The 14,764-nt window shown below is 68.6% G+C and carries 13 protein-coding genes and 1 tRNA gene; 4 read left to right on the top strand and 10 right to left on the bottom strand.

Annotation, left to right across the window (positions count from 1 at the left end; genetic code table 11):
- Positions 1-69: 69 nt before the first annotated feature.
- Positions 70-2,805 (bottom strand): DNA polymerase I, encoded by a 2,736-nt coding sequence (gene polA / locus ACSDR0_RS14725; RefSeq protein ID WP_435289348.1) that lies wholly within the window; start codon positions 2,803-2,805, stop codon positions 70-72.
- A gap of 149 nt (positions 2,806-2,954) precedes the next feature.
- Here polA and ACSDR0_RS14720 point away from each other — a divergent pair, with 149 nt between their 5' ends.
- Positions 2,955-3,299 carry a PaaI family thioesterase gene (locus ACSDR0_RS14720; RefSeq protein WP_435289463.1) on the top strand — a complete coding sequence of 115 codons (345 nt, stop codon included), beginning with the start codon at positions 2,955-2,957 and terminating at the stop codon, positions 3,297-3,299.
- A 630-nt stretch (positions 3,300-3,929) separates the two neighbouring features.
- On the opposite strand, the gene ACSDR0_RS14715 is transcribed toward ACSDR0_RS14720, so the two are convergent.
- Genes ACSDR0_RS14715 through ACSDR0_RS14705 form a run of 3 tightly spaced genes read right to left on the bottom strand, consistent with a single transcriptional unit; the run spans position 3,930 to position 6,424 of the window.
- Complete coding sequence (locus tag ACSDR0_RS14715; RefSeq protein ID WP_435289462.1) at positions 3,930-4,709, bottom strand: amino acid ABC transporter ATP-binding protein; 780 nt, start codon at positions 4,707-4,709, stop codon at positions 3,930-3,932.
- A gap of 2 nt (positions 4,710-4,711) precedes the next feature.
- A complete protein-coding gene (locus ACSDR0_RS14710) occupies positions 4,712-5,560 on the bottom strand; it encodes an amino acid ABC transporter permease (protein WP_435289347.1) in 849 nt (282 codons plus the stop codon).
- Positions 5,561-5,563: 3 nt separating this feature from the next.
- Positions 5,564-6,424, bottom strand: a complete 861-nt coding sequence (locus ACSDR0_RS14705) for an ABC transporter substrate-binding protein (RefSeq protein WP_435289346.1) — start codon at positions 6,422-6,424, stop codon at positions 5,564-5,566.
- Positions 6,425-6,665: 241 nt separating this feature from the next.
- Between ACSDR0_RS14705 and ACSDR0_RS14700 the strand changes: the two genes are divergently transcribed.
- Positions 6,666-7,226: a DUF4352 domain-containing protein gene (locus ACSDR0_RS14700; RefSeq protein WP_435289345.1), complete on the top strand. Its 561-nt coding sequence runs from the start codon at positions 6,666-6,668 to the stop codon at positions 7,224-7,226.
- A gap of 148 nt (positions 7,227-7,374) precedes the next feature.
- Here the strand turns inward: ACSDR0_RS14700 and ACSDR0_RS14695 are convergent, their stop codons facing one another.
- The 6 genes from ACSDR0_RS14695 to ACSDR0_RS14670 form a co-directional block, all read right to left on the bottom strand.
- Positions 7,375-8,184, bottom strand: coding sequence for an ABC transporter ATP-binding protein (locus tag ACSDR0_RS14695; RefSeq protein WP_435289344.1), 810 nt, complete (start codon positions 8,182-8,184; stop codon positions 7,375-7,377).
- On the bottom strand, positions 8,174-9,022 hold the full coding sequence (locus ACSDR0_RS14690; RefSeq protein WP_435289343.1) for an ABC transporter ATP-binding protein: 849 nt from the start codon (positions 9,020-9,022) through the stop codon (positions 8,174-8,176). The genes ACSDR0_RS14695 and ACSDR0_RS14690 overlap by 11 nt, the downstream gene beginning before the upstream one ends.
- Positions 9,019-10,188, bottom strand: a complete 1,170-nt coding sequence (locus ACSDR0_RS14685; protein ID WP_435289342.1) for a branched-chain amino acid ABC transporter permease — start codon at positions 10,186-10,188, stop codon at positions 9,019-9,021. Before ACSDR0_RS14685 ends, ACSDR0_RS14690 begins: the two co-directional genes overlap by 4 nt.
- Complete coding sequence (locus ACSDR0_RS14680) at positions 10,185-11,153, bottom strand: branched-chain amino acid ABC transporter permease (protein WP_435289341.1); 969 nt, start codon at positions 11,151-11,153, stop codon at positions 10,185-10,187. Before ACSDR0_RS14680 ends, ACSDR0_RS14685 begins: the two co-directional genes overlap by 4 nt.
- 160 nt (positions 11,154-11,313) lie before the next feature.
- A complete protein-coding gene (locus ACSDR0_RS14675) occupies positions 11,314-12,468 on the bottom strand; it encodes a branched-chain amino acid ABC transporter substrate-binding protein (protein ID WP_435289461.1) in 1,155 nt (384 codons plus the stop codon).
- A 356-nt stretch (positions 12,469-12,824) separates the two neighbouring features.
- Positions 12,825-13,427, bottom strand: coding sequence for an ANTAR domain-containing response regulator (locus ACSDR0_RS14670; protein WP_435289340.1), 603 nt, complete (start codon positions 13,425-13,427; stop codon positions 12,825-12,827).
- A 92-nt stretch (positions 13,428-13,519) separates the two neighbouring features.
- On the opposite strand from ACSDR0_RS14670, the gene ACSDR0_RS14665 reads away from it, so the two are divergent.
- Positions 13,520-13,592: transfer RNA gene (locus tag ACSDR0_RS14665), tRNA-Leu, on the top strand.
- Positions 13,593-14,134: 542 nt separating this feature from the next.
- Positions 14,135-14,737: a GNAT family N-acetyltransferase gene (locus tag ACSDR0_RS14660; RefSeq protein WP_435289339.1), complete on the top strand. Its 603-nt coding sequence runs from the start codon at positions 14,135-14,137 to the stop codon at positions 14,735-14,737.
- The last annotated feature ends 27 nt before the right edge of the window (positions 14,738-14,764 follow it).

The following is a 14,764-nucleotide window of genomic DNA, read 5'->3' as shown; positions in this document are numbered from 1 at the left end:
CTCCGCCCGCCCGGGAGCGCACGTCCCGGACGGGCCCGCCGGCGCCTCCGGCGGCCCTCAGTGCCCGGGTCAGTGCCCGGCGTCCTCCCAGGTGCGGCCGACGCCCACCGAGACGGCCAGCGGGACGCGCAGGGAGTACGCGGCGTTCATGCGGTCGGTGACCAGCTCCCGCAGGGTCTCCAGCTCGCCGGGGGCCACCTCGAACACGAGCTCGTCGTGGACCTGCAGCAGCATCCGGGAGCCGAGAGCCGCCTCCTTCAGCGCGCTCTGCACGTTGAGCATGGCGACCTTGATGATGTCGGCCGCGGACCCCTGGATGGGCGCGTTGAGCGCCATCCGCTCGGCGATCTCGCGGCGCTGGCGGTTGTCGCTGTTGAGGTCGGGCAGATAGCGGCGGCGGCCGAGGATGGTCTCGGTGTAGCCGTCGTTCCTGGCCTGAGCGACGATCGCGTTGAGGAAGTCGCGGACGCCGCCGAACTCCTCGAAGTATTCCTCCTTGAGCGCCCGTGCCTCGGAGACCGGGATGCTGAGCTGCTCCGACAGCCCGAAGTCGGACAGGCCGTAGGCGAGGCCGTAGTTCATCGCCTTGATCTTGGCCCGCATCTCCCCGGTGACCTTCTCCGGCGCGACGTCGAAGACCCGGGCCGCGGTGGCCATGTGGAAGTCGTGCCCGGACTCGAAGGACGCGATGAGCGCCTCGTCCCCGGACAGGTGGGCCATGACGCGCAGCTCGATCTGGCTGTAGTCGGCGGTCAGCAGGGTCTCGAAGCCCTTGCCGACCACGAAGCCCTGCCGGATGCGGCGGCCCTCGGCGGTGCGGATCGGGATGTTCTGCAGGTTGGGCTTCTCCGAGCTGAGCCGCCCGGTGACCGCGATGATCTGGTTGAACGTGGTGTGGATGCGGCCGTCGTCGGCGATCTCCTTGATCAGGCCCTCGACCGTGACCTTCAGCTTGGCCTGGTCGCGGTGGCGCAGCATGATCGTCGGCAGCTCGTGCTCGGTCTGGGCGGCGAGCCAGGCCAGCGCGGAGGCGTCGGTGGTGTAGCCCGTCTTGGTCTTCTTCGTCTTGGGCAGGTTGAGCCTGACGAACAGGATCTCCTGGAGCTGCTTGGGCGAGCCCAGGTTGAACTGCTCGCCCTCCACGGACGCGTGCGCCGCCTCGACGGCCTGCTTGACCGCGGCGCCGAACTCGGCCTCCAGACCGCTGAGATGCTCCCTGTCGGCGGCGATGCCGACCCGCTCCAGCTCGGCCAGCACGGTGACGAGCGGCAGCTCCACGTCGCGCATGAGGTGGATACCGCCCAGCGGCTCCAGGAACGTCTCCAGCGCGTCGGCGAGCTCGCCGACCGCCAGCGCCCGCAGCGCCAGGTCGCGGGCGCCGTCGTCGTCCTGGTCGTCGAAGAGGCTGGCCTGGCCGCCGTTGTCGGCCTCGCTGCGCAGCTCGCGCCGCAGGTAGGCCCGTACGAGGTCCTCCAGCGGGAACGAGCGCTGCCCCGGCATCGCCAGGTAGGCGGCCAGCGCGGTGTCACAGGTGAGGCCGCGCAGCTCCATGCCCTGCGCCCACAGCGCCAGCATCGGGCCCTTGGCGTCGTGCACGGCCTTGGGCCTCGACACGTCGGCCAGCCACTCGCGCAGGGCCGCCTCGTCGGCCTCGGTCAGCGTGGTCGGGTCGATGAACGCGGCGCCGGGGCCGCCCCGCGCCGCCCGCCCCGCCTCCGCGCCGGCTCCCGCTCCGGCCACCGCGATGGCGATGCTGTCGACGCGGCCGGTGCCGCTGCCGTACGCGCCCTTGAAGGCCAGGCCCACGCGGCCCTCGGGCAGCGCGCGCAGCCACGGGGCCACCTCGTCGGGGCCCAGGGTGACGACCTCGACCTCGAAGCCCTCCTCCGCCTCGGCCTCGGGAGAGCCGATCGTCTTGAACAGCCGGTCGCGGATCTCGCCGCGGAACTCCAGCGTGTCGAGGATCTTGTTGATCTCCTCGCGGTCGGCCGCGCCGATCTCCAGGGTCGTGACCTCGCGCTCCAGCGGCACGTCGCGGATCAGCTGGGTCAGGCGCCGGTTCATCAGCACCTGGTCGAGGTGGTCGCGGAGCTTGTCGCCGACCTTGCCCTTGACCTCGTCGACGCGGTTGACCAGCTCCTCCAGCGAGCCGAACTCGCGGATCCACTTGGCCGCGGTCTTCTCGCCCACGCCGGGGATGTTCTTCAGGTTGTCGCTGGAGTCGCCGCGGATGGCCGCGAAGTCGGGATACTGCGCCGGGGTGAGCTCGTACTTCTCCAGCACCGCCTCGGGGGTGAACCGGGTCATGTTGCTGATGCCGACGCGGGTCATCAGCACGGTGATCCGCTCGTCGACGAGCTGCAGCGCGTCGCGGTCACCGGTGACGATCAGCACGTTCATGTCCTGGTCCGCGGCGCGGGTGGCCAGGGTGGCTATCAGGTCGTCGGCCTCGTATCCGGACAGCGACAGGTGCGGCACGCGCAACGCGTCGAGCACCTCGTGGATCAGGCTCATCTGACTGCGGAAACTGTCGGGGCTCGCGCTCCGGTTCGCCTTGTAGTCGGCGTATTCCTCGTGGCGGAACGTCGGCTCGGAGCGGTCGAAGCAGACCGCCACGTGGGTCGGCCGCTCGTCGCGGAGCACGTTGACCAGCATCGAGGTGAAACCGTAGACCGCGTTGGTCGTCTGACCTGTGGTGGTGGAGAAATTCTCCTCCGGCAGGGCATAGAACGCCCGATAGGCCAGTGAATGCCCATCCAGCAGCAGGAGACACGGACGAGTGGGGGTCGCTTCGCTCTTCGGCACAACGAAAGCCTAGTCTCCTGGTGCGACAGAAAACCTGGCCTCGCACGACAGGAGACTTCCCCTTGACCGTGACAGACCCCGACGAAGCCTCCCGGCGGCGGATCGAGGAGGCGCTCGGCGCCTCGCACAGGAACACGCTGGTGGACCGGATGGGCATCATGATCACCGAGGCCACCCCCGAGAGGGTCGTCGGCACGATGCCGGTCGAGGGCAACATTCAACCCTACGGCCTGCTGCACGGCGGCGCGTCATGTGTGCTGGCGGAGACCCTGGGCTCGACGGGCGCGGCCATCCACGCGGGTCCCGGGCGGATCGCCATGGGCATCGAGATCAACGCCACCCACCACCGCTCGGCCACGTCCGGGCTGGTCACAGGGGTGGCCACCAGGATCCACGGCGGCCGTACGCTCGCCACCTACGACATCGAGATCGTCGACGAGCAGGGCCGCCGGGTGTGCACCTCGCGCCTCACGTGCATGCTCCGCGACGTCTGACCACACCCGGCTGACCACGCCTGGGCACACCCGGCCACATCCGACGGCACCCGGCCACCCATGGCCGCGCCCGATTCCGCCTGATCACATCCGCTGATCGTCCGATCACATCTCGGCCTCGATCATATTCGGACCGCCTTTTTGCCTTCCCCGGGCGACGCGTCCGCTACCGTGGGTGACGGCGACGCCCGTGGGGGGGCCGAGTAGAAAACGTGCGGGGTCGGGGAAGCTCCGTACGGCGCCAAAGGCCTCCCCCGGGCTCGCCGGGCTCGCCACGCCCAGGGGCTCGCGAGCCGGCCGGGATCCGTCCGGCTCCTCCCCGTCCCGCCTTCCCATACCCCGTCCGGCCTTCCGGCGCCCCGTCCAACATCCACCGTGCGGACCCGCGGCGCCCCGTCCACGCCCGGCCCCGTGACACGCCGTCCACCCGTGAGCTCCGGCACCCCGTCCCCGCGCGCACGGCCCCGGTGGCATCTCGCGCACGAACCCGGATGACCTTGGGCGCCCCTGTACGGCTGTGTACGGCTCCGTAGGACTCCGGCACGCCCCGGGGGCGCACAAGGGCCCGGAGCGCGACAACGGCCCGCGCCGGGCGGGCGCGGGCCGCGGGAACCCAGATGGTGGTGCGCGTCAGAGGTCCGTGTGCGTGGGGTCGAGCACGCGGCGCAGGAAGGTCTTCGTGCGCTCGTGCTGCGGAGCGCTGATCACCTGCTCCGGGGCGCCGTCCTCCACGATGACGCCGCCGTCCATGAACACGACCCGGTCGGCCACGTCACGGGCGAACGCCATCTCGTGGGTGACCACGAGCATGGTCATCCCCTCCTCGGCGAGCTTGCGCATGACCGTGAGCACGTCACCGACGAGCTCGGGGTCGAGCGCCGAGGTGGGCTCGTCGAAGAGCATCAGCGCCGGGCTCATCGCCAGTGCCCTGGCGATGGCCACGCGCTGCTGCTGCCCGCCGGAGAGCTGTGCGGGGAAGGCGTCGCACTTCTCTCCGATGCCGACCTTGTCCAGGTTCTCCCTGGCGATCCGCTCGGCCTCCGCCTTGCCCCGCTTCAGCACCCGGCGCTGCGAGATCATCACGTTCTGCAGGACGGTCATGTGCGGGAACAGGTTGAACTGCTGGAAGACCATGCCGACGCCGCGGCGGGCGGCGTCGATGTCGACGTCGCGGTGGGTCAGCTCCACGCCGTTGACGACGACCTTGCCCGACGTGGGCTGCTCCAGCAGGTTCACGCAGCGCAGCAGCGTGGACTTGCCCGACCCCGAGGGGCCGATGACGCAGACCACCTGGCCGGGGTCGACGGCGAAGTCGATGCCCCGGAGGACCTCGTTCTTCCCGAAGTACTTGTGCAGGTCACGGATCTCGACCGCGTGGGCCGCCGGAGCGCCCGGAGTCGTCGGAGTCACTGTCACCGTCCCCTCACCTGTTGCCGCTCCAGCCGGGACGCGAGGTAGCCCAGCGGGATGGTGACCAGTAGATACGTCACGCCTACGACCAGGATGGGCGTGGCGTTGGCAAAGGTCGAGGCCGTGTCGTTGCCGAACTTGGTGAGTTCGACGTAGTCACCGGAGACGCCGAGGAACAGCACCAGCGAGGAGTCCTTGAGAAGGGACACGAACTGGTTGGTCGTCGGCGGGATGACGATGCGCAGAGCCTGCGGGATGACGATGCTGACCATGGCCCGCGTGTACGACATGCCCAGCGAGCGCGCCGCCTCCATCTGTCCCTTGGGCACCGCCTGGAGCCCGGCGCGGAGCGTCTCGGCCATGTAGGCCGAGCCGACGATCGCCAGGCCCAGGATGCCCTGCCCGTACGTGCCGCCCGGCACCTCGAAGCCCGGAAGGGCCAGCGGCAGGAACAGGATGAGCAGGAAGATCAGCAGCGCGGGCAGGCCGCGGAAGATCTCGATGTAGGCGACCGCGATCCACCGGTAGGGCCGCACGGACGACATCCGCATCAGCGCGAAGAGCAGGCCGAACAGGAAGGCGAAGACGAAGCCGCCGACCGAGTAGATGATCGTGTTCTTCAGCGCGACCGTGAACAGGTCGGGCAGCATCTCCGCCGCGACCTCGGGCTTGGTGAAGTTCTCGCCGAGCTTGCCCCACTCGATGCGCAGGGCGAGGAAGACCACCACGGCCGCCAGCACGACGTACTGGACGGTCCTGCTGATCTGCTGCCTCTTGCGGGGACTGAGCCCGCTCCCGCCGGGGGTGCCCCCGGCGGGAGCGGGCTCTGTCGTCGTTGGCTGGTCGGTCATCGATTAACCGAGCTCTCCGGGCTTCTTGCCGAACCACTTGACGAAGATCTGCTCGTAGGTGCCGTCGGCCTTGGCCTCGGCGATCGAGTCGTTGATCGCCTTGAGCAGGATCGGGTCGGAGCCCTTCTTCAGGCCGACGCCGTACTGCTCACCGGTGTCGAGGCTGGCGAGCAGCTCGAACTTGTCGGCGATCTCGGGCTTCTTCAGCCAGGTCAGGACGACCGGGAGGTCCTGGACGATCACGTCGACCTGGCCGGACTGCAGGCCGAGCAGCTCCTTGGGAGAGTCGGCGAACTCCTTCGGGTCGAGCCCCTTCCCCTTGACGTAGTCGAGGCCCGTGGTGGAGGCCTGGGCGCCGAGCTTGAGGCCCTTCGCCTTCACCTCGTCGAGGGTCTTGATGCCGGTCCCCTTCTTGGCCAGCAGAGCCTGCGTGGCGTCGAAGTAGGGCTCGGAGAAGTCGATGTTGGCCTTGCGCTCCTCGGTGATCGTCATACCGGCGGCGGCGACGTCACACTTGTTCGTGGCCATCGCGGCGCCGCTCTTGATGACGGCGAAGTCGATGTCGACGATCTCCTGCGTCAGGCCGAGCTTCTTGGCGGCCAGGTCGACGATGTCCACGTCGAAGCCGACGACCTTGTCGCCCTCCTTGAACTGGAAGGGCTCGTACGGGAGGTTGGTGCAGGTGGTCAGCTTGCCGGGGGTGACGAGCTTGGGGCCCGCAGCCGCGGGAGCGCTTGCCGAGGCACCATCGCTGGGGCTGGCGGAGGTGGACTCGCCACTACCGCAGGCCGAAAGGCCGAGCGCACCGGCGACGACCATGGCGCCCACCGCCATCGCACGACGGGAAACAAAACTCAGGCCCACGAAGGCCTCCTTACGGTCAATGTCGCTTCTTGTATGGATACCTCAGTGCAGGTCATGCTTCATCACCTGCATAATCATGCAGATCACTAGTACGACACAATTCGGACAACAACCGCGTCGGGAGTTTTCTGTTCAATACCCTGCCCCCGCGCGGATCGCGGCGCCGGCACTTGCCGGATCGTCAACCGCTATCGGGGGGAGTCGTTGAACTTCAGGATCTACCTCGGTTACGTTGCCGGATGTGCGTGATCCCCTGGTTCTGCTCACCGGTGCCGCCCTCGCCGCCGCCGTCCTGTCCGGCTGCTCCGGGACGCCCCCGGCGGGTTCCGCCCCTCCCCCGGCCACGCCCACCCCGACCTACGAGCTCCCGCCGCGCCCGGTGCGGCCGGGCGAGAACCCCGTCAAGGCCGCGCCGGTCACCGACGGCGACACCCGGTTCCAGGTGCTCGGCCTGCAGAAGGGCCTGAGCGGCTTCTTCGGCAGCCACGCCGAGTGGCAGGCCAAGGGCCAGTACGTGGTCGTGCGGATCCTCGTGGAGAACCCCGGCCGCACCAACGCCCGCTTCGACGCCAAGCGGCAGAGGCTCGTCGCCGCCGACGGCGCCACCTACGCGATCGACAGGTTCGCGCAGGCCACCAAGCGGCAGCCCGACGAGCTCCCGCTCGGCGCCCAGGTCAGGGTCGAGATGGACCTCTGGTACGACATCCCCAAGGAGGCGAAGGTCTCGGCGATCCGGCTGTTCGGCGACCCGCCCCTCGGGGTGACCGGCAGCACCGACGGCATGCAGGTACCGCTGCCCTGAGCCGCGCCCGGCGCCGTCCGGGGGCGTTCCGGGGCGCCCTCGGGGGCTTTCGGCGCCGGCTCCCGTACCGGCGCGAACGGGCCCGCGCGCTCGCGCGCGACGGGCCCGTCACCTGCCACGATGCCGTGAAAGCCGCTGGGGCACGGGATCAGGCCCGCTCTCCCGGCGGAACGTCCCGGCTCTCCTCCGGAGCGGTGGCCGGGGCCTCCGAAGCGGCGGCGGCCTGGGCCGCCTCCGCCTCCAGGTCGTGCGCCACGCCGCCGCCCAGGTAGGCGGCCTGCACGGCGGGGTCGTTGAGCAGCTCGTCCGCGGGCGCGCTCTTGACCACCTTGCCGGTCTCCAGGACGTAGGCGCGGTGAGCCAGCTTCAGCGCCTGCTGGGCGTTCTGCTCCACCAGCAGCACCGTGGTGCCGCGGCGGTTGATCTCCTCGATGATCTCGAAGATCTGCTGCACCAGCAGCGGCGCCAGGCCCATCGACGGCTCGTCCAGCAGCAGCACCTTGGGCTTGGCCATCAGCGCGCGGCCGATGGCGAGCATCTGCTGCTCGCCGCCGGACATCGTGCCGCCCATCTGGGTCCTGCGCTCCGCCAGGCGGGGGAACAGCTCGTAGACCTCGGCCAGGTCGGCGCTGAAATCACCCGAGCGGGTGTACGCGCCCATGAGCAGGTTGTCGTGCACCGTCATGCCGGGGAACACTCCCCGGCCTTCGGGCGCCTGCCCCAGGCCCGCGAGGACCCGCTTGTGGCCGGGCATCTTGCTGATGTCCTTGCCGTCGAAGGTGATGCTCCCCGACGACAGGCCGCGCAGGCCCGAGATCGTCTTCAGGGTCGTGGTCTTGCCCGCCCCGTTCGCCCCGATGAGCGTGACGATCTCGCCCTCGTTCACCTCGACCGAGATGCCCTTGAGCGCCTCGATCTTTCCGTAGTGGACACGAATGTCCTTGACCTCAAGAAGCATCGGCGGGAGCCCCCAAATACGCCTCGACGACCCGGGGGTCGGTCCGCACCTCGTCCGGCAGGCCATCGGCGATCTTCTGGCCGAAGTCCAGCACCGCGATGCGGTCACTGATGCCCATGATGAGGCTCATGTCGTGCTCGATGATCAGAATCGTCCGGCCCACGTCGCGGATGTCCCGGATCAGCTGCTGCAGCGCCACCTTCTCCGCCGGGTTCATACCGGCGGCGGGCTCGTCCAGCAGCAGCAGCTTCGGGTTGGTCGCGAGCGCGCGGGCGATCTCCAGACGGCGCTGGTCACCGTAGGGCAGATTCTTGGCGTGCTCGTTGGCGCGGTGCGAGATGCCGACGAAGTCGAGCAGCTCCATCGCGAGCTTGCGCCCGTCCTTCTCGGCCCGGCGGTGCCAGGGAAGCCCCAGCGCCACGCTGACCATGCCCGATTTGTGGTGCGCGTCCGCGCCCACCATGACGTTCTCGATGGCCGTCATGTTGTGGAACAGCCGGATGTTCTGGAACGTGCGGGCGATGCCCCGCTTGGTGATCTTGAAGCGCTTGACGCCGCTGATCTTGTCGTCCAGGAAGCGGACCTCGCCCTCGGTCGGCTGGTAGACGCCGGTCACCACGTTGAAGACCGTGGTCTTTCCTGCGCCGTTCGGGCCGATGAGAGCGAAGATCTCGCCTTCGTTGATGGTCAGGTTGACCTCACGCAGTGCCGTGACACCGCCGAACCGCATGACGAGGTTCTTCAGCTCCAGCATGACGCGACCGCCGCGCTCCGCCTGGACCGCCTTGGGGGTCGTACCGGCCGGGTTCACCTCGGCCGGGTTCACTTCGGCGCTCACTTGGAAGCCACCTCCTCACCCTGCGACTCGGGCCCGGGAACCTCGGCTCCGAGCGTACCCATCCCGCCTGACCCCTCTTTCAGCTCCGCCTTGCGTTGGCGCGATGGCAGCAGACCCTCCGGACGGAAGATCATCAGCGCCACGAGCACCGCACCGAAGATCAGCATGCGGTACTCCTGCAGGCCGCGGAACCGCTCGGGCAGCCACGCCACCACGAAGGCGCCCAGCATGACACCCGGCAGGTTGCCCGCGCCGCCCATGACCACCGCGGCCAGGATCGTCGCCGACAGCAGGAACTGGAAGTCGTTCGGGTTGATCGAGATGGCCTTCGCCGCCCACAGCACGCCCATCGCGCCACCGATGGAGGCGCCGATGGCGAAGGCGAGCATCTTGAAGCGGAACGTCGGCACGCCCATGACCTCGGCCGCGTCCTCGTCCTCGCGGATCGCCGCCCAGGCGCGCCCGACCCGGCTCTTCTCCCAGCGCTTCACCAGGATGATCACGATGACGGCCAGCGCGACCAGCAGGTAGTAGTAGGGCCGCGGGTCCAGCACGCCGTACTTGAGCGGATCGACCCCGAACACGTTGGGGATGCTGATCCCGAACAGGTGCAGGTCCTCGTAGCTCGGCGGGTGCGGGATGCCGCGGATGCCGTTCGGGCCGCCGATCTCGTCGGTGTTGCGGGCGGTGATGCGAATGATCTCACCGAAGCCCAGCGTGACGATCGCCAGATAGTCGCCGCGCAGTCGCAGCGTCGGAGCGCCCAGCGTGATGCCCGACAGGGCGCAGATCCCGATGCCGACCAGCAGGATGATCCAGAAGTTCCAGCCCAGCCGGGTGCCGATCAGCGCCATCGCGTAGCCGCCGACCGCGTAGAACGCGACGAAGCCCAGGTCGAGCAGGCCCGCCTGGCCGACCACCACGTTCAGGCCGATCGCCAGGACCACGTACGTCCCGATCGGGAAGAACAGGATGCTCGCCCAGTCGGTGTAGGGCGACATGAAGGGGGCGAGGCTCTCCGAGGGCAGCAGCAGCGCGCCGACGATCAGGACCAGGTAAAGGATCCAGCGCTGCCAGCCGGGAGTGGTCTGCCAGCGATCGTGCATGACGTCACCGAAGCGGCCAAGACCGTTGCGGAAGCCTGCCAGGGAATTCTTCTGGTTCATGCGCGCGCCTGCTGAAGTGATTCACCGAGAATTCCGGTGGGGCGGAACATCAGGACCAAGACGAGGATGGTGAAGGAGATCACGTGCTTCCAGTCGGAGCCGAAGAAGATGGCCCCGTAGTTCTCCACCAGCCCGAGCGTGATTCCGCCGACCAGGGCGCCGCGCAGGTTACCGATGCCGCCCAGGACCGCCGCGGTGAACGCCTTGATACCGAAGAGGAATCCGATGTAGTAGTTCGTGTTCTCGTACGAGATCAGATAGAGCGCACCCGCCACACCGGCCATGCTGCCGCCGATGAGGAAGGTCATCCGAACGATCCTGTTGATGTCGACACCCATCAGGACGGCCGCCTCGGGGTTCTGCGCGGTGGCGCGAATACCCCGGCCGATCTTCGTCCGGTTCACCAGGGCGTCCAGCGCGATCATCATGCCGATGGCGGCGACGATGACGAAGATCTGGTCGACCCGGACCGGGAAACCGAAGATCGAGAAAAGCTCGGTCCGCTCCATGATGCGGGGCAGACCCATCTGGATCCTGCCCTGCTCGGGACGGTTGAAGACGTTCGGGATCACCAGGAGCGCGAAGAGCTCCTGCAGGAAGATCGAGGCGCCGATGGCCGAGATCAGCGCCGCCAGCCGGGACGCGCCGCGCTGGCGCAGCGGCCGGTAGGCGATTCGCTCCAGCGCCACCGCGGTGCCCGCCGAGGCGAGCATGCCGGCCAGGATCATCGCCAGGATGAGGCCGACGAGCGCGATGCCCGTGAGGGGCGAGTTGATGCCGAGCACGAACGGTACGAACATCGCACCGAAGGTGCCGATCATGAAAACTTCGGAATGCGCGAAGTTGATCAGCCGCAGCACGCCGTACACCATCGTGTAACCGAGCGCGATCAGGGCGTAGATCGAGCCGAAGGCCAGGCCGTCGATCGTTGCCGGCCAGAACTGATTGATGAAGTCATTGAGCACTAGGGTTTACCACTTCTAGCGGGGGTCGCCTGCACGTCCGGGTAGCACACCGCCTCCAGCAGAACCTCGTGGACTCTCTGGAAGTACGAGAGGAGCGGGAACGCATTCGCGGCGTTCCCGCTCCCCGCGCGTCGACTACCTACTGTCCTTCAGCGCCGGACTAGCCCAGCTTGGCCTCGTTGGCCTTGCCCAGCAGGCCGATGGCACCGTCCTTGACCTGGTAGATGTAGATGTCCTTCGCGGCGACCTCACCGTTGGCCTCGAACTTGACCTGCTTCGAGACACCCGCGAGGTCCACCGTGGCGATGAACTCGTTGATCTTGTCAGGGGTGACGTTGCCGGCCTTGATCGCGTCGACGAAGACCGTCGCGGCGTCGTAGCCCTCGGCCGCGTAGATGGCCGGGTCGGCGCTGTAGGCGGCCTTGTAGGCGTCGGCGAACGCCTTCACCTTGGCGTCGGTGACGTCCGGGGTGGCGATGTAGCAGGGGCAGCCGACCAGGGCGCCCTCGGCGTTGTCGGCACCGGCGCCGTCGATCAGGCCCTTGTCCAGCGAACCGTCGCCGGACAGGAACTTCGCGGTCACACCCTTGTCGCGGAGCTGCTTGAGCAGGTTGCCGCCCGCGGCGTAGTAACCACCGAAGAAGATCGCCTCGGGCTTGGCCGCCGCGACCTTGTTCACCACCGAGGAGAAGTCACTCTCGGCCGGGTCGAGCGAGTCGGTCGTCGGCGTCACGCCCTTGGCCTCGAGCGCGGCCTTGACCGCGTCGGAGAGCGGCTTGCCGTACTCGGACTTGTCGTCGATGACGAAGACCTTCTTCGCGCCGACACCGGTCGCGATGAAGTCACCGATGCCGGGACCCTGGATGCTGTCGCTCGGCAGCACGCGGTGCCAGTACTTCCAGCCGTTCGTCGCCAGCGCGGCGTTGGTGGCGGACGCCGAGATGCTCGGCAGCTTCGCCTCCTCCAGCACCGGCGCCACCTGGGCGGACTCACCGGAGAACGCGGGGCCGATCAAGCCGACGATCTTGTCGGTCTTGATGGCCTGCTGGGCCAGGGCGACCGCCTTCGAGGGGTCCGCCTGGCTGTCGTACTCGACCAGCTCGATCTTCACGGCCGGGTTGGTCTTGTTGTACTCGTCGATGACGAGCTTCGCACCGTTCCGGGGGGGAATGACGATGCCGGCGTTGGCGCCGGTCAGGTCACCCATGAAGCCAAGCTTGACGGTACTGGGGGCAGCAGCACTGGAGCCGCCCTCAGCCGGCGTGGCCTCCGTACCACCGCTGCTGCAGGCAGCGAGACCGAGGGTGAGCGCCACACCGGCGGCAAGCACTCCACCGAGGCGTGCAGTCTTAGGCCGCAAGGTTGCCTTCCTTTCGCCCGGTCCCTCGTCAGGACCGAGTTCACAGATGCCCTTCCCTGGCGGGTGGCCAGGGGTTGTGTCGGTTAGTACAACTAGCGGATGTCACGGGTCGATACAGGACGGCCCACCGTTACCGCTTCGTTATAACACCGATCCTTTTCGGCTATCAGATACAAAAGCCGTGGTCACTGGCAACCTTACGGTCTCCGCAGGGATCACCCCGACCGCCCGGAGGCCCGCGCCGCGCCCCCTGGGGCGCGCCCTGCGGGCGCCTCGCGGGCACGGCCGCCGAAAAGGCCGGAAACGCCCGCTCAGGCCTCCGGGGCCTCCACGTCGGGCTCCGCCCCGTCCGCCACCACGATCTGCGCCACCTGCCGCATGCTCAGCCTGCGGTCCATCGACGCCTTCTGGATCCACCGGAACGCCTGCGGCTCGCTCCAGCCGTGACGCTCCATCAGCAGGCCCTTGGCCCGCTCCACCAGCTTGCGCGTCTCCAGCCGCTCCGAGAGCGTCCCGACCTCGCGCTCCAGCGCGGCGATCTCCTGATGCCTGCTGACCGCCATCTCGATCGCCGGAACCAGGTCCGACTTCGTGAACGGCTTCACCAGGTACGCCATCGCGCCGGCGTCCCTCGCCCGCTCGACCAGATCGCGCTGCGAGAAGGCCGTGAGGATGAGACACGGCGCGATCCGCTGCGACACGATCTGCTCGGCCGCCGAGATCCCGTCCAGAATGGGCATCTTCACATCCAGGATCACCAGATCCGGCCGCTGCTCCATCGCCAGCTTGACCGCCGACTCCCCGTCTCCGGCCTCCGCGACGACCGCATACCCCTCCTCCTCCAGCATCTCCTTGAGATCGAGGCGGATCAGCGCCTCGTCTTCCGCGATCACCACTCGCCGCTGCGTACTCACGAGCAAGAGAGTACCGACGTCCGCTAGATTGGGACCACGTCAGGGCGTGGCGCGGGATTGTATGATCCAATCGCTCACCCCGAATTGCACAAGCCTCGGTACTCCAACGGCAGAGAGGGCGCTCTCAAACAGCGCACAGTGTGGGTTCGAATCCCACCCGGGGCACACTTCAACCGCCCGAGCACATACCGGGCGGTTTTGTCGTACCCGACCGGGGCGCTTTCCGTACGCGCGACGTAACGATCCGTGAAAGAGTTCGCGGTCCCCTCAAGTCCGGCGAGACGATCAGCGCGGTCAGCCGGCGCACCGGCGCCTCCCGCTCGACCGTCGAGGCGAGGCGAGGCGGGGCGGGAACATCCGGATCACGTGGACCGGCGTTCCGGCGGACGCCGCCTCCTCGACCGGGTTCGACGGCGGCTGCCCGGCGGGACACGCCGGTACGGATATCCGCGCCACCTCTTCGTGAACGAGCCGCGGGACATCCTCCTCTCCGCGGCGAAGCGCCCGACCTGCCTGATGTGGCGTGGCGTCGTTCCAAGCCCGACACCGTCTCCGCGGCCAGGCGGGACCCGGCCGAGCGGACGGACGAGTTCGTGGGGCCGAGGCACCGAGGTGACGGGCCGGCGGATGGTGGCCGGCGGGATGGCGGATGGTGGTTCCGCGGGCGGAGTAGGTTGCTCGGAAATGGCGTAACGGGAGGTGGCGGCGTGGGAGCTGTGGGGAACGGCCGGGCGGAGCAGGGCGATCTCGGCGCCGGACGGGTGTGCCTTCCCGAGCGGGTGAGGCTGAGCGGGCATGGGGTGGTGCTGCGGGAGTGGGAGGACGGCGACCTGGCGGCCATGGTGAAGCTGTTCGACGACCCCGAGGTGGCCTACTGGACGCCGCTGGCCTCGCCGTTCGACGCGGAGGCGGCGCGGGCCTATCTGGACCGGGCCCGGCGGCGGCGGGCGGCCGGGGAGCGGGTGCAGCTGGCGATCACCGTGGACGGGGGCGAGCCGGCGGGTGAGGTGTTGCTGATGCTGAGCGGGCTGGGCCTGGACGTCGCGGAGATCGGTTACGGCCTGGGAGCCGCCTACCGGGGGCGGGGGCTGGCGTCGGGGGCGGTGCGGGTGATGACGGAGTTCGCCAGGAAGACGGTGGGGGTGTCCCGGTTGCTGCTGGAGATCGAGGCGGACAACGCGGCGAGCGTGGCGGTGGCCCGCGCGGCCGGATACCACCTGACGGACGCGCCGCCGGTGCCCTCCGAGGAGAAGGGGCGGTCGATGGTGCTGCGGACGTGGGAGTACGAGGAGACCGATCCTCGCGGATAAGCGGGTGAGCGGGCTGTGTTGTTGATC

The sequence above is a fragment of the Streptosporangium sp. G11 genome (assembly GCF_051192615.1).
Taxonomy (GTDB): domain Bacteria; phylum Actinomycetota; class Actinomycetes; order Streptosporangiales; family Streptosporangiaceae; genus Streptosporangium.
This window is presented reverse-complemented; position numbering and strand designations above follow the sequence as displayed.